Origin of the sequence: Pseudomonas syringae group sp. J254-4, from assembly GCF_032586855.1 — a bacterium.
GTDB classification, from domain to species: domain Bacteria; phylum Pseudomonadota; class Gammaproteobacteria; order Pseudomonadales; family Pseudomonadaceae; genus Aquipseudomonas; species Aquipseudomonas amygdali.
On sequence record NZ_JAWHOO010000016.1, the window covers coordinates 32,447 to 55,208 of the forward strand.

The following is a 22,762-nucleotide window of genomic DNA, read 5'->3' on the forward strand; positions in this document are numbered from 1 at the left end:
ACCCTTGAATGGTTGGCATGGCCGATCACCATGTCCGTGGTTCGTCTACGGGAACGTCAGCCCCGCCTGAAAAACGTGCCGCTAACGCGTTCAGCCCTCCCCCACTGGCAGATCTGCGTTGATCATCTCGGCAATCATTTGCACCCAGGGCGCTGCGACAATGCCGTAATGATCAGTGTCCAGAGGCTGCCAGCTCAGCAGGTGCGGCAACATGTCCTGCCAGGCACGCTGCAGGTCTGCCATTTGCCAGGCGCTGCCCATGCCATATGGATTTGGACGCGTGGCAATGAACAATCGCGCTCTGGTATCAGGCAGTTGCGCGGGCCGATGATCAGCCATGCTCGCCATGTTGTTCTGGCAGCAGACAATCAGGCTTTGCAGGTAACGTGACGCCTCTTCGCTGGCCGTGCTGGCGGCAGTGTTGAGGGCCCGCCGTGCAGAAAACTCGCGCTGGAAGACCTGCTGAATATGTTCTTCGTCGATCCGCGCCAGCTCGGTGCCAGCGTCCGGCGCAGGCGGATCGATCAGGTACAGCACCGGCTGCTCGCAACCGTCCGCCAGCAGGTTGCACATCGCCTGCGCCACCCACGCGCCGAACGACCAGCCGGCCAGCCGCCATGCTGTGCCGTCGGGGTGATGGGCCTGCAACGCGTCGAGATACAGCTGCGCCCGTTCGGCCAGGCTGATATTCGGCAGCTCGGGCAGGCGCAAGGCCGGGTCGGCAATTACCCACACACCCAGATCAGGGTGCAGCGCCGAGGCCAGCTCGCGATACGCCTGAACATCGCCGCCCACCGGATGGATCAGGTACAGGCACTCGCGGTCAGCCCCCGCATGCCATTGGTCAATCCTCACCGCATCGGCCCATTGGTCTTCGACTGTAGCCGCACCGCCCTGCGCTGACTGCACCAGCGCCAGCACCTCGCGCAGGCTGACCTTGTGGCTGAACTGTGACAACTGGAATACCACACCCGTCGCGGCCTGCAATTCGTCGATCAGGTCCAGCAAGGTCAGGGAATCAGCGCCCAGCTCGTACAGCGAGTCATCCGGATCCAGATCGCTTACGCCAAGCCATTTGCACAGGCAGCCATGCAGACGCTCCGGCAGACCGGCTTCTGCCGCAACGGCTGGCGCAGTGTCGACCAGCGTCAAGCCAGCACCGCTATGGCGAGCCGGGTAAAACTGGCGTGCTGTGTTCAGATCGGTCGTCGAAATCAACAATTGCGGCAGTTGTGCAGTCATGGCGGCGTCGAATACCCGGCAGCCCTCTTGCGCCGACATGCCGACCGCCAGGTGCCGCTGATGCGCTTCATCGCCGACGCCGCTGGCAGCGGCCATACCGGTTTCCCTCCAGATGTCCCAGTTGATACCCAGGCGCACGCAGCCATTTTCGGCATTCGGGCGGTAATGGGCGAAGCCGTCGAGCACCGCGCTGGCGGCGGCATAATCCAGATGTCCAGCGCCGCCAAACAGCGCCGACATCGATGAGCAGTACAGCACAAACCCAGGCGTCATCTGTTCGATCAACGCTTCGACCGCCAGCATGCCGCGGGTCTTGCTCGCCATCGCTTCAGACAACAGGTGAGCATCGCGCTGACGGATCAGGCTGCCCGCTCCGGTCCCGGCAGCATGGATCACCCCATCAAAGCGTCCATAACGCTCGCGCAGTTGCTCAAGCACCTTGGGCCAGCGTGCCAAATCGGCGATATCCGCCTGAACGCTATCGATACGCGCGGCATAATCGCGCAGCTCCTGCGAACACTCCCCACGGCGTGACAGCAGTACCACCCGCCGCTGGCTTGATTGCAGCAAGTGCTCACACAACGTACGGCCGATGCCACCTGCGCCGCCGAGTATCAGAAACGTGCCATTTACCGGCAGCAGATTCGAAACGACCGTTGGCAACGCGAGCGAGCCGGGCTGCAACTGTGGCTGCCACAGATAACCGTCACGAATGGCCATGCGTCGTGGCAGCGACGTCGGCTCGGCGAGCAGCGTCGCCAGTTGCTGGGCCTGGGTGCCCCATTGCGCAGTGGGCAGATCCAGCCAGTGACAACGTATCGGGTACTCCTGCGGGGCCACTTCGGTGATGCCGGCCAGCGCCGCCAGTTCCGGACGCATGACCTGGCCGTTCACCGGGCACGCTTGCCAGGACAGCAGCCAGAGCCGCAGGGCGGTCTTCTGTGCGTTCTGACCCCAGGCCTGCAACAACGCGCTGAGCGTGTCCAGACACGCCCATTGCGCGGCGGCCAGGCTTTGCTCGTTGACCACCCCGCCAACCGACAGTGGCAAGGCATGCAGCCAGTCGAGTTCAGTCGCCGCCTGCCCACTCTGATCAAGTTCGGCGATCAGTCGGCTAAACGCCAGCGGGTCCAGTGGATCGAGCTCATAACGGTTCGGGCCAAGCTGCTGATAGCCATTACCGGCCTGCACCTCGATGACGTGCCGATAAACGCCCTGCAAGCTGCCAAGCAATGCGGCATCAATGCGCTCGTGACTGCACACCACCAGCCTGTCGCGACGCTCGCCAATCGGTTGTGTGCCCAGACGACGCACCCGCTGCCACTGGCGCTGATAAAACCAGTCCGCCATCAGCTCGCGCTCAGCGGTTTGCGGCGGCTGCTCGACATCGGCAGATGGCTTGAAGCGGAAGGTCTGTAAGTCGAACGCCGAGGGCGGCAAGTTCCACGGTGGCGGTGCCGAACGCGTCGCCACCTCGATACTGGCTCCCGCATACCAGGCTTCCAGCAACGCCTGCGGCGAGTGTTCACTGGCCTTCAAACGCAGGTCCGAGACCGTCACCCGTTTGATCGAAGAAGGTTGCAAGCGCAGCGTTTGACCCGGCTGGCAGATCACCGCAAAGCGCCAGGGCAACGCGCGCCGCCCGTTTTGCAGGTAACGCAGCAGCGCGGTCTGTTGTTCGGGAAAGGTATTGAGCCAAGCGTCGATTGCCGCGACGTCCCGCTCCAGCGCTGTACGGCTGTGCGCCGACAGCAGCAGGCACGGCGGGCATTCCTCGGCGCTGTCTGCCTGCGATGGCGGCGCGCCGATAATCACATGCGCGTTGGTGCCGCCGATACCAAAACTGCTTACCCCGGCCAGCCGTCGACGGCCATCGGGCCATGGCCGTGAGGCGGTAGGTATGTAGAACGGTGAGTGCTGCAGGTCGATTTGCGGGTTGATCCGGGCAAAGCCCAGATTGGGCGGGATCACCCCATGAAACACCGCAAGCGTCGCACGAATCAGCCCGACCACACCCGCTGCCGCGCCCAGATGGCCGACCTGGCTTTTCACTGACGCCAGAGCGCAACTGGCAGCGGGCGTTGCGCCGAACGCCTTGCTCAGTGCGGCCACTTCAACCGGGTCGCCCAGCAACGTGCCTGTGCCGTGGGCCTCGATGTAGCCCATGTCAGCCCCTGTGACACCCGCCTTGCGCAGGGCCTCGCTGATCACCGCGCTCTGCCCCGCCACCGAAGGCGCGGTGTAGCTCATCTTGGCCCGGCCATCGTTGTTCAGCGCAGAGGCCTCGACCAGCGCATAGATTCGGTCGCCATCGGCCTGGGCGCGGGCCAGCGGTTTGAGCACCACCACCCCATAGCCGCTGGCCCCGATGGTCCCGCTGGCATCGTCACTGAAAGGACGGCACAGCCCGTCACGAGAGAAAATGTGTTGCGGGCGATAACGGTAGCCATTCGTCAGAGTCGGGTCGACGAGCACCCCGGCGGCCAGCATTACATCACTGTCGCCCTGGCGCAGCATCGCCGCCGCAAGGTGCACGGCAATCAGCGAACTGCCGCACGCTGCCTGAACACTCAGCGCCGGGCCGCCGAGGTCCAAGTGGTACGCCGCCTTGGTGGCCAGAAAGTCCTTGTCGTGGTGCAACGCCATCTGAAAGCCGTCCGGCAGATCACCCTCGGCGGTTTCGCGCAGCATTTGCTGGAAATACGTGGTTTCGCCGCAACTGGCGATCAGGCCAATGCGTGGGCCATCGGCTGTGGGCGTGATTGCAGCATGTTGCAGCGCCTGCACACAGCCCATCAACAGGTGCCGTTGTTGCGGGTCCATCAGCCGTGCTTCCTGAAGGCTGATGCCGAAGTATTCCGGGTCAAAATCCAGCATCCCCGCCAATTGACTACGCGCGCCGACCAATCCATCGGCGGCGTCGAACAGCTCGATGCTCGACTCGTTTCCCTGGACCATTGCCCAGAACTCGGCGAGGTTGCCGGCCCCCGCCACATTCACCGACATGCCGATGATTGCCATCGGCTGCTCGCCAGCATCGGAGCCTTGCGCACGCGCCACTGAAACCAATGGCGAGGCCGAAAGATGCTGCGCCAGACGGCGCACAGTGACATGTTCGAACAGCGCTGCCATCGCCACTGGTTGTGGCAGTTGTTCGTTGAAACGGGCATGCAGGCGCATCAGGCCGAGGCTGGTGGCACCGGCCTCGAAGAAGGTCTGATCAAGCTCGATATCACGGCCGATGACCGCCACGAACAATTCACTCAGTTGCTGTTCAAGCGCGCTCAGCGGCACTTGCGCAAGTGCACTGCGACGCCGTTGCAGTGCCTCGCCCAGCGAACTCAACGCCTTTCGGTCGATCTTGCCGCTGGGCGTACGCGGCCAGGCATCGACACAGCGGTATTCGTCGATACGCACATGCGCAGGCAAGTGCAGCGTGACCTGGCGATCCAACTGCTGCACGTCAGGCGGCGTGCCTTCGACCTGCAACCAGGCCACCAGACGTGGCGGTTCGCCGTGCATGGCCACCACCGCATTGCTCACCTGAGCGTCCTGCATCAGTGCGGCTTCGATCTGCCCCAGCTCAAGACGCTGGCCACTCACCTTGACCTGTTGGTCGTCACGGCCAAGGTAGTGCAGGCAGGCATCGGCATCAGCCCGGGCGAGGTCGCCGGTGCGATAGAACAGCATGTTGCCCTCGGGCTGCGGCAACTCGACAAACCGCGCGGCATTCAGCGCCGGGTCGGCCAGGTAGCAGCGCGAAATCATCGGCCCCGCCACCAGCAGATAACCCCGGCTGCCACCTGGTACTGGCTGGTCGTGTTCGTCCACCAGCAGCAGCCGCGCGTTGTTCACCGCCAGCCCGATGGGCGCTCGCAGAGGCCAGTCCTGCACCGCCGCTGGCAAACGCCAGGCGCTGACCACGTGGGTTTCGGTCGGCCCGTAATGATTGAACAGACGCGCCTGCGGCATGCCCCCAAACCAGCTGCGCAGTGCATCGGTGCAGAGCAGTTGCTCGCCGGCCGTGATCACCTCACGCAACGCCTGCGGGTAAACGCCCTGGCTGACTGCCGTCTGCGCCAAGTGCTGCAAGGCCACGCACGGCAGGAACAACCGCTCGATGAGCGCTTGCTGCAGATAACTCAACAATGCCTGGGCATCCTGCCGCCAGCGTGGGTTGATCAGGTGGTAGCAGCCACCGCCGCAAAGCGTGCTGAAAATCTCCTGAAACGACACATCGAACGACAGCATGGAGAATTGCAGGGTCACTGACTTCGCTGGCAACTGCCCCTCATTGCGCTGCCAGTGCAACAGGTTGCAGAGGGTTCGGTCCGGTACCTGAACGCCTTTCGGCGTACCCGTCGAGCCGGACGTGAACAGCGTGTACAACGGGCGCTCGCCCGCATGACGGCGACGCTCGAATGACCGTGGCGCAGCGCTCAGGTCGACCCGATGACGGGCCACCCGACCAGCGTTCAGTTCATCCAGTGCCGCCTCGGTGGCTGTGCTGTACAGCAGGTAACACGGCTGTGCCTGCTGCATGACCTGACGCTGCACCGCCAGCGGATAGCCAGGGTCCAGCGGCACGGCCGTGAGGTTGAGTCTGGCCAGCGCCAGCAAGGCCACGATGTGCTCGACCGACGCTTCGAGGTACAGCACCACTTGCAGCGGTGCGTCATACCCTTCCGGTAATGGGCATTGCTCGACCAGGGTCGCCGCCAGGGTGTCGGCCAGCGCATCCAGTTCGGCATAGCTGATACGCTGCTGATCCGCGACCAGTGCCGGGGCATCCGGTGTGCAATTGACTTGATGTTCGAACCAGTCGGCCAGGGTGCCGAACGGCGCCGCATCGCTGCCACCCTGACTGGCGGGCGGCAGGCTGAAGCGGTACGGCGTGAGCAGATCGTCAAGGATGGCCGCGGGTTTTTCCAGGAGCAGATCAAGGCCCTGTTGAAACACCTGGTTGACGGCGGTCATTTGCGCGGCGTCGAAATAGCTGCACTGGTATTCCCACCAGCATTCCAGCTGTGAACCGGCATCGACCACCGACAAGGTCAGCGGGCATTTGGCCTGCACGGTCTCGGTGAGTTCAAACGTTGCTCGCAAGCTGGTGCGAGCGAGCCTGGCGTAGTCGGTGTTTTCCAGCACGAACATGAAATCGAACAACGCACTGTTCGACGACAGCCGCAGGTCTTCGACCAGATCAGCCAGGGCGACGTCCTGCAAGGCCAGCACCTCGCGCACTGTGGCAGTCTGGCGGTGCATCTGCTGGTCGAGCGTCATGCTGTTGTCGAACGCCGTCGGGATCAGCACGGTGTTGGCAAACATGCCGATTGCGTCTTCGAACTCGGTCAATGGACGGTTGGAGACCGGGCTAGCGATTCGCGGCCGTTCGCAGCCGGTCAGCGTGTACACGCTCCAGGCATAAACGCTGAACAACACTTCATAACGGGTGACGCGTTGCTGGCTGCAAAACCGATCCAGTGCGGCACTGCGCATGGCCCCCAGCGGCTGGCGGTACAGCCGTGCCTGCGGGCCTGGTTCGCGAACCGGCACCAGCGGTGGCGAACACGCTTGCTGCTGGCGATGCAACCCGGCCAGAGCACGGCGCTGGTCGCGATAATGCGGGTCGACACGCCATTGCCGTTGCCAGAGCGCAAATTCCAGCGTGCCCAGCCCAGGCAAAGGCTCGGCACTCGCCCGCCCGTGCAGCGCATCGTCGTACAGTTGCACCAGATCATCGAACAACAGGTTCATCGACCAGCCATCAATGACAATGTGGTGCAGGTTCATCAGCAAGCGACAGCTGCCATCGGCAAACGGCAATAGCCAGGCCTGGCACAGGGCTGATGTCGCCAGTTCGAAGGGTGTATCGAACACCAGCGTCGCGAAGCTGCGCCAGGTCTGTTCGCTGAACGCCCCCACAGCAAAGGTGCGGCACAGCACGTCTCGCTCGCAAACCTCCTGATACAGCCCGTCGGCCGTGGACACGAAGGCCGTGCGTAATCCGCTGTGTCGGGCCAGCAGACGCTGCACGGCTTCGGCCAACGCAGGCAATTGAATGCCTGCCGCAAGGTGCAGAACGAGCGGCACGTTATAGGCCGTGGCTTGCGGCGTGCGTTGCTGCATCAGCCACAGGCGGCTTTGCTCGGCAGTGGCTGGCGCACGCCCGGCCCTGTTGACGGGTGGCGCGGGTGGATAGGCAGACGCAGCGCCCTGTTCATCGCTCAGGCGTTCGGCCAGTGCTGCGAACGATTCGCTCAGCACCGCGCCCAGCATAATTTCGCGCCGCCAGTGCGTGCGGATTGCAGAACGCAGGCGCATGGCCTTGAGAGAGTCGCCACCACTGCTCAGCCAGTCATCCTGGCCGTTGAGGTCGGGTTGCGCCAACAGCCTGCGAGCCTGGGTCAACAGCCAGTCCAGTGCGGGCGAGTGTTGATCTTCAAGCAGTGAGCAGGCTTGCGGTCGCCAGGGTTTCAAAGGCCGGGCCAGCAGCTCACGCTGATCGATCTTGCCATTGGCAGTCAGCGGCAGACGCTCAAGCAGAAACAGCTGATGCGGGCGCATCCATGCCGCCAGGTGTTCGCGCAGGTGCTGGTCCAACTCGCGATAGTCCAGCCCTTCGCGTGGCACGATGAACGCCAGCAACTGATGGTCTTCGGCCGCTTGCCTGCGGGTACAGACATGCGCCTGCGCTACCCGCGGATGGTCCAGAATGCGTTGTTCGACCTCGCCCGGCTCGATACGAAAACCGCGCACCTTCACCTGTCGGTCGATGCGGCCCAGGTACTCGATCAGCCCCTCGGCATTGACCCGTACCTGATCGCCGGTGCGGTAATAAAGTGTGTCTGCAGTGTCGAGCGCGGGCAGGCGCACGAAACTGTGTTCGGTCTCTGCGGGACGGTGGCGGTAACCCCGTGCCACCCCGCTGCCACTCAGGTAAAGCTCGCCCGCCTCGCCGACAGCAACCGGTCGCTGTTCCGGGTTCAGCACACGCACGCCTGTATCCGGTAAAGGCCGGCCAATTGGTACCGTATCACCGGTAAAGTCTCGGGCAATGGAATGGCACAGCGCAAAGGTGGTGCATTCAGTGGGTCCGTAGGCGTTGAAAATCCGGCAGCGGCTGTCGGGATTGGCCTGATACCAGGCGCGCACCGCAGCGGCGCTGACTTGCTCGCCGCCGATCAGTAGCTGGCGCAGGCTGGCAAAACAGCCGGGGTCATCCGCACTCAGCGTGTTGAACAGCGAAACGGTCATGAACAGGTTATCGACCTGTTGTGTTTCCAGCACTGTGGCCAGCCGCCGTGCGTCCTGCAGGTCTGCGTCGGCAATGATGACGCAGCAACCGCCATTGAGCAGCGGTGCCCACAGTTCGAAGTTACAGGCGTCAAACGCCGGATTGGACAGGCAGCCAAAACGGTCGCCTGCACGAATCTCGATGTAGCTGTCGGCCCGGGCCAGACGCAACAGGCCGCGCTCGCCCACTTCCACTGCCTTGGGTGTGCCGGTGGTGCCCGAGGTGTAGAACAGAAAGCTCAGCCCGGCGAAGTCATCAGGCACAGGCTGCGGCGGCTGATCAGGGTAATCCAGCAGCGCCTCGACGCTGATGTGCCAGCCACGCAGCGCCGACACAGCATCAGAATCCTGATCCAGTGTAACCAGCCCGACACACCCCCCATCGTCCAGCATCAATTCCCGACGCCGTAGCGGGCTGGCACGATCCAGTGGCACCACGACGGCCCCCACCTTCAGGGCCGCCATGATTGTCGCCACCCACTGCCAGCCACGCGGCATGCACAGGGCAAGTGGATCACCGCGCCCTGCGCCTTGTGCCAGCAACCCCCTGGCGATGCGCTCGCTGGCGCTGGCCAGTTGCGCGTAGCTCAGCCTTACGTGCTGATCGATCACCGCCAGTGCCTCGGGATTGCGTCGCACCTGCTCGGCAAAGCGCGACAGCAGAGTCGCGGGGTGCCGGACCATTCCCTCCTTGTGGCTGCTCATCATTGCGCCTCCTGCGTGTCGAAACGTTGCAATTCCTGCCTGAGCGTCTGCGAGACCCGATGCACCTCGGCACTTTCCAGCATGTCCCAGTGCCCGCCGTGCACCAGCCTGGCTCGATAACCGTTGCCCGCGCGGCGACGCCAGAAGCTGCGCAACTCGTGCAACTGCGCGCGGCTGAAGCCCTCACGGGCCTGAATCAGCACGACGCGCCCGGCGTGCGGCTCGCATTCGTAAGCGGCCATGGCCAGGCGGTTGTGGTTGTAAAGGTGGAAATAACGCTCGACCTGCGCGTCTTCGATACCGGGGTACATGCCGTTGAAGCGCACCAGCTTGTCGCGAAATTCAGCCATGTCGACGGTACCGATCTGTTGCCGAAAGCCTGGGTCATCCGAGCCCTGGGTATCGAGCAGCACCACCGTGACCTGACGATTGCCAGCAGCCGTCAGGCGCCGGGCCATTTCGTAAGCCACCAGACCGCCAAACGACAGCCCGGTGAGTATCAGCGGTTGTGACGTCAATGGCGCGATGCGCCGCAGATAGGCGTCGGCCATCGCTTCGACGCTCGGCTCGGTGCTCTCTCCAGGGTTCAACCCCGGCGATTGCACACCGTACACACCGATAGCGTCCGGCAGTTCCTTGGCCAGCGACAGGTAGCAGAACGCAGTGCCGCCCGCCGGGTGAATGCACACCACGTTGCGTTGCCCGGCGCCGCGGCGGAATTCGATCAGGTTGCCCTGTGCCGAAGTCAGACTGGCCCCGGTCCGCAGCCAACCGCCCAGCGCCTCGATGGTCGGATGGCCGAGGATCACACGCACAGGCACCTCGACGCTGAACGCCCGGCCAATTTCGTAGGCCATCTTGATCGCCGCAATCGATGTCCCGCCGACGTTGAAGAAGTTGTCGCGGATGCCGATCTGCGGCACCAGCAGCAGGTCTTTCCAGATCTGATACAGCGTCAGCTCGATATGGTCTCTGGGGCTGCCGAGGTTGACCTGCCGTTCGGCCAGATCCTGATCGGCCAGTGTCGCGAGAGCCACACGGTCGACCTTGCCATTGACCGTCAGCGGCAAGGCGTCCAGCCACAGATAAGCGCTGGGCATGACGGCGCTGGACAGGGTCGTCGCCAAGTGATCCCGCAGCGCGGACTCGTCCACTGCGCCGTCGGCGACACAGCACGCCACCAGCCGCTGGTTCTGCGCGCTATCGCCAACGATCAGCGCCACACTGCTGCGGATGCCGGGAAACAGGTCGAGCCGCGCTTCAATTTCACTCAACTCCAGACGGATGCCGCGCAGCTTGACCTGAAAGTCGTTGCGACCGAGAAACTCCAGCTGACCGTCCGGGCGATAGCGCGCCAGATCACCGCTGCGATACAGCCGGTCGCCAGCAACAAACGGGTTGTCGATAAACCGCTCGGCAGTGAGTTCGGCCAATCCCATATAGCCCCGCGCAACACCGACGCCGCCAATGTGCAACTGACCGGTAACACCGGCTGGAACTGGCGCATTGCGCTCGTCGAGCACATAAAAACGGGTGTTGGCGATAGGTCGGCCGATGGGCAGTTGGCGCGGCGGAACCTCGGCGCCAGGCTGCAGCGTCCAGACACTGCTGATCACTGTGGTTTCGGTCGGGCCATAGACATTGTGCAAGCGCGCATGGGGCAAACGCTCCTGAAACAGCCTGGCCACTGCGGGCGACAGCTCCCCGCCGCCACTAAACACATCCTTCAGGGAGTGACAGGCGCTGACCTCTTCGACCTCCAGAAACAGTTGCAGCATGGCCGGGACAAATACCATCGCAGTGACACGCTGTTCACGCACCACCTGCGCCAGATAACCGGGTTCGAAATGCCCGCCGGGACGGGCGATGACCAGTCGGCCGCCAGTGAGCAGCGGCCAGAAGATCTCCCAGGCGGAAGCGTCGAAACCGAATGGAATCTTGTGCAGCATGCTTCCGGATTCGCCACAGAACTGCTGACACCAGAGCAGCAGGTTGCTCAGCCCGCGATGCGTGACCATCGCCCCTTTGGGCAGGCCGGTAGTGCCTGAGGTGTAAAGCACATACGCCAGATGGTCGGCGTTGACCCCGATACGCTGCGGGTCTGGATTGTCTGGCGAGCATTGGGCCCAGAGCACGGCATCAGCCTGCACATCGAGCATCGGCACTTCGCGCTCAGCACCTTGCAGGGCCTCGCGGAGAATCTTGCGCGTTGCCCCGAGTGCAAGCAGCACAACCGGGCAGGTGTCGTCGAGGATATGGCGCAAGCGCCCTGACGGATAATCCGGGTCCAGCGGCACGTAGGCGCCACCGGCCTTGAGCACCGCCAATAAAGCCACCGGCAGTTCCAGCGAGCGCTCGATGCAGACAGCTACACGCACGTCCGGGCCGACGCCGAGGGTGAGCAAGTGCTGCGCCAGCCGGTTGGCCTGGCTGTTGAGCTGGCTATAACTCAGTGACTGACCTTCGAAAATGACTGCGCACTCATCTTCGCGACGCGCTACCTGAGCCTCGATCAGGCGATGCACGCAATCGACAGGCTGCGCCAGCGCTGCCGGGCTGTTCCAGTCGTGCAGAATCTGTTCACGTTCGGCGTCAGTGATCAGCGTCAATGCGCCGACCGGCTGTTTCGGGTCCAGCGCAACCTGCTCCAGCAGGTGTCGATAATGCCCGCTCAGGCGCTCGATGCTGGCCTGATCAAACAGGTCGGTGTTGTACTCAACCAACAGGTTCAGCGCACCGTCGCGCTCGACCCATTCGAAGGCCAGGTCGAACTTGGCCGTGGCACTGCCGGTGCCATACGGCGTCATGCTCAGCCCCGGCATCTGCACAGCGGTACCCGGGGTGTTCTGCAGCACCATCATCACCTGAAACAACGGCGAATAACCGGTATCGCGCTGCGGGTTGACGGCCTCGACCACCCGGTCGAAAGGCACATCCTGATGAGCGTGGACTTCCAGCAGCGTGGCGCGTACCTCGCGCAACAGTTCGGCAAAGGTCTGCTGCGGATCGAGACGCTGGCGAATCACCTGGGTGTTGACGAAATGGCCGATCAGCGGCTCGATTTCGGGACGGCTGCGGTTGGCAAACGGCGTACCGATGCACAGGTCCCGCTGACCGCTGTGGCGCCACAGCAGGACCGACAGCGCGCCGATCAACACGTTGAACAGCGTGCCCTGGGTTTGTCTGGCCAGTGCATTAAGGCCGCGCAAGGTGCTGCCATCGACTGTCGAACTGAAGGTCGCCCCTGCGTAGCGCTGCACGGTCGGGCGCGGCCGGTCGGCAGGCATGTCGAGCAGCGGCGGCGCGTCGGCCAGCGTGCGCTTCCAGAAGGCCAGTTGCCCCGCCAGCGCCTCGCCGCTCAGACGCTGTTGTTGCCAGCAGGCGTAGTCGGCGTACTGCACCGCGAGCGGTGCCAGACTGGACGCCTGACCGCGCAAAAAATCGCCATACAAGGTGCTCACTTCGTGAAGGATCACCCCCATCGACCAGCCATCGGCGATGATGTGGTGCACGCTGTACAGCCACAGATACTCATCATCGGCCAGCCGCAGCAGCGAAGCCCGCAACAGCGGGCCGCTGGCCAGGTCGAACGGCGCTTTGGCCTCCTGCTCCACCGCCATGCCGACCTGCACTTCACGCATCGCTGGTGACAGGTTGCGCAGGTCGACCTTAGGCATCTCCAGCGCCATCACCGGGTGCACAATCTGCCGTGGCTCGCCGTCCACACTGGCAAACGTGGTGCGCAGCATTTCGTGGCGCATGATCAGCTCGTTCAGCGCCTTTTCCAGCACCGGCACATCCAGCGTGCCCTTCAGCACCACCGCAGTGGGCACGTTATAGAACGCATTGCCCGGTTCCATCTGGTCGAGAAACCACAGCTGGCGTTGCGAAAAGGACAGCGGCAACGCCGTTTGCCCGACAGTACGACGGGGGATCGCCGCCGGGTCGGTGCCGCTCAGCAAGGCGATCAGCTCTGCCTTGTGTTGCTTGAGTGCCTGCAACATCTCGTCATTGAGAAACCCGCGTGGAGCCTTGCAGCGCAGTTTGTCGCCGTCCACTTCAAGCACCACGGCGTGACGACCGAACAACTCCAGCAATTGATAGGCATTCATATCTCTATCTCCTCCATGTCGCTGGCGTCGTCCGTTTGATCCGCGGCAGAAGCAAACGCCTCGATCTGTGTGCGGCGATGTTCATCGGCAGTGCGCAGGCCGCCCACCATCGAGTAGATCAACTGATGATTCGGTCCCAGGTCGAACAACGCCGACAATTGCCGCTCCTCGAGCGAGCCCATGCCGCACAGGCCAAGGCCCTGCTCGACCGCGGTCATGGTCAGCAATTGCGCCATGCCTCCGGCTTCGATATGGCAGAAGTCGCGACTGCGCTCGCCATACAGCGGCCGGATTGCGGCCATGTCGGCGATAAAGAACAGCGAGAACGCAGCGTTTTCGAACACCGGACGATTGACGAAGTAGTCGTAGGTGTCCGGGTCCAGCACATCACTGTCGAGCCTCAGCAGGCGATGCTGAACCGGGTCGTAGTAATAGGCACCCGCTGCGACACCGGTTACCCGCTGCGGCTTGACGTACAGGTAGCTCTGGATCGGATACAGGCCGCCTGCGGACGGAAACTGGTACTTGACCTCTCCATCCAGTTGCCCCTGGGCCAGGCTGGCCAGCAACCCTGCAAAGGCTGCGGTCGGGATCGGCTGGGTAGCGAACTGGCGTACCGAGCGGTAATCGCTGAAGCGCCGCGCCAACGCAGGGTCATCCGGGCGCGCAAGGTCCAGCGCCGCAACCTGCGCGGTGAAGGTCCGACGCCCACGCTGATCGGCCTTGAAGCGCGCCCGCTGCTGCGGATCTTCAATCACCTGCTCGGGCGCAGCTGCCCGTTGCCGGACGCTGTCGACCACGCTGCCATCGGCCAGAGTCTGGCGGTACATGCCGAGCAGGTTGAGCAAGGTCGGCTGTGTCAGCAATTGCGCAACGTTGGGACGGAACTGCAGCTCGCCAGACAGCGCATTGCTGATCCTGACAATGTCGATCGAGGTTGCGCCCAGGTTCAGCAGATTGGCGTCGGCAGCAATCGAAGGACGCTTGAGCACGCCCTGCACAATCGTCACCAGTTGTTGCTCCTGTGGCCCTTCGACTTCAAGCGCGGGACCTGACGCCTGAGCCTGCGTCGGTTCCGGCAGGCGTTTCTTGTCGACCTTGCCGTTGGCCGACAGCGGCCATTCCTGCACGAAGGTAAACGAGCTCGGCACCATGTAGGCGGGCAACTTGTCTGCCAGGTACTGGGCAAAATCACTGGCCTGCAACGAGGCATCGGCCTTGAGTACGTAGCCCGCAAGACGCTTCTCGCCCAGCGCTTCGCCCAGCACCCGCACCACAGCGCTTTGCACGCCGGGATGGCGATTGAGCGCAGCTTCGATCTCGCCCAGCTCGATGCGGTGCCCCTGGACTTTGACCTGGGTGTCTTCCCGGCCGAGAAACTCGATATTGCCATCGGGCAACCAACGGCCCAGATCGCCAGTGCGATACAGACGCTCGCCGGTCAGCGGGTGGGCGAAGAAGCTCCCGGCACTCAGGGTTTCATCGCGCCAATAGCCCTTGGCCAGACCGATACCGCCGATATACAACTGACCGGCCACCCACGTCGGGCGAACCTGCAACGCATCATCCAGCACATAGAAGCGCTGGTGATCCATTGCCTTGCCGTAGGGAATGCTGCGCCAGTGGGGATCGACCTGTTGCAACGGATACAGGATCGACCAGATGGACGCCTCGGTTGCCCCGCCCAGGCTGATCAGTTGCAAGGTCGGCTGCAACGCCCAGGCGCGTTCGGGCAGCGTCAGGGGAATCCAGTCGCCCGACAGCATCGCCACCCGCAGGCTCGACGGCAATGCACTGCGCTCGCCTTCGGCATACTCCAGCAACATGCCGAACAAGGCTGGCACCGAGTTCCACAGGCTGATCCGATGCCGCTCGATCAGCGCCAGCCAGTGCGCCGGGTCGAGCGCCTGTTGCGGCTCGAGCAATACCACTGCAGCGCCCGCAGCCAGCGTGCCGAAGAAGTCATAGACCGACAGGTCGAAACTCAGCGAAGAAATCGCCAGCACCCGGTCCGTGGCACCGACGGCAAAACGCCGGTTGATGTCGAGCAACGTGTTGACCGCACCGCGATGATCGATGACCACGCCCTTGGGCATGCCGGTCGAGCCCGAGGTGTAGATCACATAGGCCAGGTCGTCTGGCGTGAGGTCTACAGCGTGCAATTCAGGCTGATCGGGAATGGCATCGCCGGAAATGACCGGGTCGCTCACGCTGATCACCTGGACCTGCGCCGGCCACTCGACACGTTGCAGCAGTGCCGGCTGAGTCAGCGTCAGGCTGGCTTCGGCGCGTTGCAGGATGTGCTCCAGACGCTCGGTTGGCAACGCCGGGTCGAGCGGCAGGTAGGCACCGCCTGCGTACTGGATCGCCAGCGTCGCGACGACCTGCTCCCAGCCACGTTCCATGACCACCGCGACCAGCCTGTTGGGTACCACGCCCATACGCTGAAGCCGCGCCGCCAGCTGCCGTGCTTCGGCTCGCAGCTGTCGATAACTCAACTGGCGCTGCGTGCCGATCACTGCCAGTGCGTCCGGGGCAGCAAGCGCCTGGCGGTCGAACAATTCGTGCATCAGCGCCGAGTCGACAGGAGCGGCATCCGGCACAGGCAAGCGTGCCAGCGGTATCAGCTGCGCGGTGTTGGCGCTCCAGGCATCCGGCGCCACCAGACGGTCCAGCAGCGCGTTGTAGGCGACGAACATCTGCTCGATCATGCCCGCCGGAAATAATTCGTCGATGCTGTCCCAGTTGAACAGCAGGCGCCCTTCCAGCTCCAGCAACGTGTGGTCCAGCCACACCTGCGGGGTCTGGGTGATGCTGTGCATGTGCTCGGCGTTCAGGGCGTCGGCCAGATTGAATTCGGCCAGTTCCGGCGCCGCCTCCGACAGCGTGCTGTTGAAGACAACCGGCATGGCGGTCTGCTGCACACCGCGGGCCTGGGACAGCTCGCGCAGTACCCGGACCCCGCTGACCACTGAATGGTCGATGTCTTGCCACAGCCTGGCCTGCACGGCACGCGCCTTGTCAGTGAAGCTCGCTGCCGCTTCAAGGCTGACTTCGAGCAAGATCAGTGAGGTGAAGTCGCCGATAATGTCATCGACATCCGCGTGCAAGGGCATGCGGTTGAACAGCGGCAGACTCAAGGTGAAGCGCGGTTGCCGACTCCACAGCGCCAGCACTTCACTGAACGCGGTCAGCAGCATCACCGACGGCGTCACGGCAAATTGTCGGGCCAGTTCCTTGAGTCGCGACCACTGCTGCACCGACAGTTCGCGGTCGCGGCGGGTAAAGTGCGGCTGGCTGATGCTTTCCGGCTGACACACCAGCGGCAGGTCCGGTGCGGGTGCCAGCGTAGCGACCTTCTCGCGCCAGTAGCCCAGCGCCTGTTCGTAGCGGCGGTCACTGCGCAGGCGCTGTTCGGCCAGCACGTAGTCGCGAAAGGTCAAACCCGGCTCAGGCAGTTGCAACTGCGGGTCGGCATAAAATGCCATCAGTTCGCGAGCCAGAATCTGCGTGCTCGCTGCGTCGACGATCAGGGCATCAAGGCTGATGTGCAGATGGCTGATGCCGTCATTGAGCAACGACAGACTGAACTCGAACAGCGGCCAGCAACTGGCGTCCAGCACCTGATGGGACTGACGTTCGCGAGTGTCTTGCAGGGCCTGCTGCGCAGCGGCGACGGGCAAGCCGCGCAGATCACTGCGTGGCATCCGATACGTCGGCACACTCTCCAGAACCTGCTGTGTGCCGTCGCTGCGAAAAACCACGCGCAGCATGTCATGCCGCTGGATCATGCGGTTCAGCGCCTGCTCGAAACGTGGCACGTCGAGGTCGGGAATGCGCAGTTCTTCGTAGCCGTGGGCACTGACACCGCCGAGGCTGACCGAAGACTCGCGGCCAAACCAGTACGCTTGCTGGATATCGGTCAATGGAAATGGCGCGTAACGTGCGCCGCGATCAGCTTCGATGGGGGTAAACGGCGTTTCAACCAAATGACCTTCGCCACGCCCGAGCCGTACCTGCTCTGCCAGATCAACCAGCACCGGCGTCTTGAACAGACTGCTCAAAGACAACTGCGCGGCCATGCGCTGGTTGATCATGTAGACCATCCGCGTGGCCAGCAGCGAATGCCCGCCCAGGTCGAAAAAATTGTCGTGGAGGCCGACCTGCGCGCATTTGAGCACCTCGGCCCAGATTTGCGCCATCTGCCGCTCGGTCTCATCACGCGGGGCCACGTAAGTGCTTGCGCTGTGGCGCTCTGGCGCAGGCAGGGCTGAACGGTCGAGCTTGCCGTTGCGGGTCAGTGGCAGTTGCGCCAGGGAAACCCAGGCGGTCGGGACCATGTGTTCCGGCAGGTGGCGCTGCAGCCCGGCGCGCAGGGTTTCAGCGCTTGCCGAGCCCACCACGTAAGCCACCAGACGCTGGTCGCCCGGCACGTCTTCGCGCAGCAGCACGACCGCTTCCTGCACGCCCGGCTGCTGTTGCAGAAGGCTGTCGATCTCGCCAAGTTCAACGCGAAAGCCGCGCAGCTTGACCTGCTGGTCGATCCGCCCCAGATACTGCACGTTGCCGTCGGCGTGAAACCGCGCCAGGTCACCGCTGCGGTACATGCGCGCGCCGGGCTGCGGATCGAACGGGTCCGGAAGGAAGCGTTAGGCGCTCAGCGCCGAACGATTCAGGTAGCCACGGGCCAGACAGGTGCCCGCGATGTACAACTCCCCGGCCACGCCAACCGGCACCGGGTTCAAGTCGCCGTCCAGCACATACAGACGCGCATTGGCGATGGGCCGGCCAATCGGTGGTGCGTCCGGCCACTGTCCGGCTTCGGCACAGTTCAGGCTGAACTGGCTGACCACATGGGTTTCGGTCGGGCCGTACTGATTGTGCAACTGCGCGCCACCAAGGCCGCAAACAAAGGCACGCAGTTCGTCATTGATCAGCAACGCCTCGCCGGCCGTGACGATTTCGCAGCCATCCGCCGGACGCGCGGCATCGGCCTCGCTGAGACCGGCCAGTTGCTGGAGCACGGCAAAGGGTAGAAACGCCCGTTGTACGCCTTCGGCCACCAGCGTCGGACGCAGTGAAGCGAGGTCCTTGCGAGCAGTTTCGCTCATCAGCACCAGGCTGCCGCCCTGACACAAGGTGCTGCAGATTTCCTGAAAGGACACGTCGAAGTTCAACGAGGCGAATTGCAACACCCGTTGCGACACGGGCGCCTGTTCCAGTTGCCAGGCGATCAGATTGTCCAGCGCCGCACGACTGTGCGCCACGCCCTTGGGCCGCCCGGTCGAGCCGGAGGTGTAGAGCACGTAAGCCAGATTGCCGGGGCTGACGGGCACGTGCGGATTGGAAGCGGAGCAATGCGCCCACTGCTGCGCATCCACGTCCAGGCAGCAGATCGACAGCGTGTCGCGCAGCGACGGCAGGTCTGCGCGCAGGGAGGCCTGAGTCAGCAGCAGCGTTGGTGCGGCATCATCGAACATGAACGCCAGCCGCTCGGCCGGGTACGCGGGATCGAACGGCACGTAAGCGGCACCGGCCTTGAGAATGGCCAGCAAACCGATAACCATCTGCGCCGAGCGCTCCAGACACAGGCCCACGCGCTGCTCGGGCTTTACGCCTTGCTGGATCAGGTAATGTGCCAGCCGGTTGGCAGACTGATTCAGCTCGGCATAGGTCAACGTTTGCTCATCGGCAAGCAACGCCACGGCATCGGGCATACGCTGCGCGATAGTCTCAAAGCGCGTCACACAATCGGGCTGCCGCGAGGTGTCACGTTCAGTGCGGTTCCAGTCGTGCACAATCTGGCGATGCTGCTCGGCGTTCAGCAGGGCGACCGTCGCAAGGGGCTGCTCACTGTCCTCGACCATCTGCGTCAGGATGCGGCGCAGGTACTCGCCCATCTGCACCACGGTCTCGGGCTCATACAGGCCCGAAGCATATTCCAGACCGCCGACTATCTGCCCGTCACGCTCGCTGAGCGCCAGTTGCAGGTCGAATTTGGCCACTGGCTGACTGCTTTGCAGCACGCTCACGTCAAGCCCGGACAACGTCAGGTCCGAATCCTGATGCTGCTCCCAGGCGAACAGCACCTGAAAGACCGGGCTGTAAGCCAGGCTGCGCGGCGGGTTGAGCACTTCCACCACCTGATCGAACGGCAAGTCCTGATGTTCCTGGGCTGCAAGCGCGACGTGGCGCGCCTGTTGCAGCCAGCTCGCCACTGTCGGGCTGGCGGCGCGGGTCATGCGCAAGGCCAGGGTGTTGACGAAGAAACCGATCAAGCCCTCCAGCTCCTGCTGGCTGCGGTTCGCCGAAGGCACACCGATAACCACATCATCCTGACCCGACAGGCGCATCAACAACAGCGACCAGGCGGCCAGCAGGTTCATGAACAGCGTGGTGCCTTGTTGCGTTGCCAACGCGCGCAGCCGTGCGGTCAGCGCGCGGTCAAACATCAGCGGCACGAAGCCGCCACGGTAATTCTGGACCGCTGGACGTTTGTGATCGGTAGGCAACTCCAACAGTACCGGCGCACCGCTCAACGTTTCACGCCAGTAACGTCGCTGCGCTTCCAGCACTTCGCCAGACAGCCACTGGCGTTGCCAGACTGCGTAATCCACATACTGGATCGGCAGGGACGGCAATGGGTCGGCATGTTTGTGGAGTGCTGCTTCGTACAACAACCCCAGCTCACGTGTCAGCACGCCCATCGACCAACCATCCGAAATGATGTGGTGCTGGGTCAGCAGGAGCACGTGATCGTCTTCGGCCAGCTTCACCAGGCTGACGCGCATCAGCGGCCCGACCGCCAGGTCGAACGGCCTGCTGCCCTCCTCGTCCATCAGCTCAAGCAGGCGCGCCTGTGCATCGTGCTCGCCATGCAGGTCGATGATCGGCAAGGCAGCAATCGTTCCGGTCGCAGCAACCCGCTGCCGCCCCTCACCCTCGACGGCGATGAACGTGGTACGCAATGCCTCATGGCGGGCCACCAGCCGGTCGAAACTGCTTTGCAGCGCAGCCACCTGCAACGGCCCGCGCAGGCGCAGATTCAACGGCATGTGATAGGCCGCGTTGCCGCCCTCCATCTGTGCCAGAAACCACAGACGCTGTTGGGCAGACGACAACGCGTGTGCGCCGCAACGCTCTATGGCTGTGATGGGCGGACGAGCGCTGCCCGAAGCGCTGCTCAGTTGCTCAGCAAACTGCTGCAGCACAGGGGCGGCAAACAGCGCAGCCGGCGACACGTCCAGACGCAATGTCTGCCGAACCTTGGCCAGCACGCGCATCACCAGCAGCGAGTGGCCGCCAAGCGCAAAAAAGTGATCCTGACGACCGACCCGCTCCACGCCCAGCACCTCGGCCCAGATCGCCGCGAGGATCGTTTCCAGCGGGCCCTGAGCCGCCTCGAACGCGTGTTGATCGAACGCATCGGCACCCGGTTCCGGCAATGCGCTGCGGTCCAGCTTGCCGTTGGCGGTCAGCGGCAGCGCGTCCATGCGCACGAACGCTGTGGGGATCATGTAGTCCGGCAGGCTGAGTTGCAGGTGCTGGCGAAGGCTTTTCGGCGTCAGCCCTGCATCAGCCTGTTCGTGAAAATAGGCGACCAGCCTGGGCACACCGCCGCTGTCCTCACGCAGCACCACCAGGTTGTCACGCACGCCGGTAACTTCGGCCAGACGCGCCTCGATTTCACCCAGCTCCAGACGCAGACCACGCAGCTTGGCCTGCGAGTCATTGCGCCCGAGAAATTCCAGGTTGCCGTCTGCGCGATAACGCGCCAGGTCGCCGGTGCGGTACAAGCGCTCACCGGCCACGAACGGGCTGTCGACAAAGCGCTCAAGAGTCAGTTGCGGCAAGTTCAGATAGCCGCGCGCGACACCTGCGCCGCCGATATACAGCTCCCCCGTAACACCTGGAGCAACCTGTTCGGCAAACGCATCGAGCAGGTAAATCCGCGTATTGGCCAACGCCCGCCCGATGGGCAGCACCGCATCAACCTCGCTGTTGCTATCGAACTCAAAGCATGTGCTATCGATGCTTGCTTCAGTGACCCCGTAAGCCTGAACAATCTGCACATGCTCGCCACACAGACTGCGCAGTTGCCGCGCGCTATGGGCATTCCAGATGTCCGATCCGCAGACCACCGTGCTCATGAACGACAGGTCGTGCCCGGTCTCCTGCGCCCAGACCAGCAACGGGTTGAGCACCGCAGGCACGAAGTCCGCAAAATCGATGCGCGCCTCGCTCAACAAGCGATACAGCGCGGGCGGGTCCATCAGCGTGTCGCGCGGGCACAGAACAAGCGTGCCGCCAAAGCCCAGTGCGCGAATCAGATCGGCGCTGAACACATCGAAGGAAAACCCGGCCATTTGCAGGTGATTGAGGGGTTTGTGCAGTGCGTATAGCCGCTCCCATGCAGCGCTCACCGCCATCAGCCCGCGATGCTCGACCATCACGCCCTTGGGTGTGCCGGTCGAGCCCGAGGTGTAGATCACATAAGCCAGATGGCGCGACGTGAGTCCGACCTCACGCGGTTCCGGGTTGTGTTCCGGTTGCGCTACCCACAGCCGGGTGTCGGCCAGATCAAGCAGCGGCGCTGACGCCGCACACTCCTCAAGCGCCGCCAACAACGCCGGACGCGCCGCTGCATGGCTCAGTAGCACACGCGGTGCACTGTCCGCCAGCATGTGTGCCAGACGCGCTTTTGGGTAAGCGGGGTCCAGCGGTACATAAGCGCCGCCCGCCTTGAGTATCGCAAGCACGCCGACCAGCATGTCCAGCGAGCGCTCCAGGCACACACCGACGCGCACATCCGGTCCGACCCCGAGGCTGCGCAGGTAATGGGCCAGACGGTTGGCCCGGGTATTGAGCGTCGCGTAGTCAAGCGTGTCCTGTTCGAATCGCGCGGCTATGGCGTCGGGATTGCGCTGCACCTGAGCCTCGAACAGGCTGTGCACACACTGGTTTTCGGCAAAGGGTTGCTCTGTATCAGGATGAGCGAAGCCCGTCCCGCGCGAGGAAGATTTGTCGACCATCAGGAACCACCGTCCGTGAGCAGATTATTTTTATGAACGGACAGAGGCACAGAGCGTCCCGCCCGTCAGGCACGGCATAGGAAATGCCGGATGAACCTCGAGACTCAGGGAGAAGGTGCGGCGCGTGCTCTTGCGCTCACGTCATGACCAGACATGGAAGCGCTTGCGGGGATTGCAGAGAAATGACGGGCGAACGCGGCAAGGCGCGACTCGCATACAGAAAGGGGGGTGGCTGGCTCGTTGACGAGACTGATCGCTCTGCCCTTGAAACTGACGTTTGCATACCGCGTGACCAATTGAAACCTCATCTTCCGTTTGAGGGTCAACGACGGGGAACGGCCTGCGCCGGGTGTCAGCGCCAGGGTGGACCCGATC

General features: G+C 63.4%; 2 protein-coding genes and 1 pseudogene. All 3 read right to left on the minus strand.

Translation table 11 applies throughout. The features are described 5' to 3' along the window. Window positions 1-90 precede the first annotated feature (90 nt). A complete protein-coding gene (locus tag RYB09_RS18645) occupies window positions 91-9,243 on the minus strand; it encodes a non-ribosomal peptide synthetase (protein ID WP_316889754.1) in 9,153 nt (3,050 codons plus the stop codon). Then, a complete protein-coding gene (locus tag RYB09_RS18650; RefSeq protein WP_316889702.1) occupies window positions 9,243-13,355 on the minus strand; it encodes an amino acid adenylation domain-containing protein in 4,113 nt (1,370 codons plus the stop codon). Before RYB09_RS18650 ends, RYB09_RS18645 begins: the two co-directional genes overlap by 1 nt. Further along, window positions 13,352-22,387: pseudogene (locus RYB09_RS18655) on the minus strand (amino acid adenylation domain-containing protein). Before RYB09_RS18655 ends, RYB09_RS18650 begins: the two are co-directional and overlap by 4 nt. Window positions 22,388-22,762 lie beyond the last annotated feature (375 nt).

Excerpts from the sequence above, each read along its gene's own strand:
- RYB09_RS18650 (WP_316889702.1), bottom strand. The coding sequence starts at position 13,355 with ATGAATGCCTATCAATTGCTGGAGTTGTTCGGTCGTCACGCCGTGGTG.
- RYB09_RS18645 (WP_316889754.1), bottom strand. The coding sequence starts at position 9,243 with ATGAGCAGCCACAAGGAGGGAATGGTCCGGCACCCCGCGACTCTGCTG.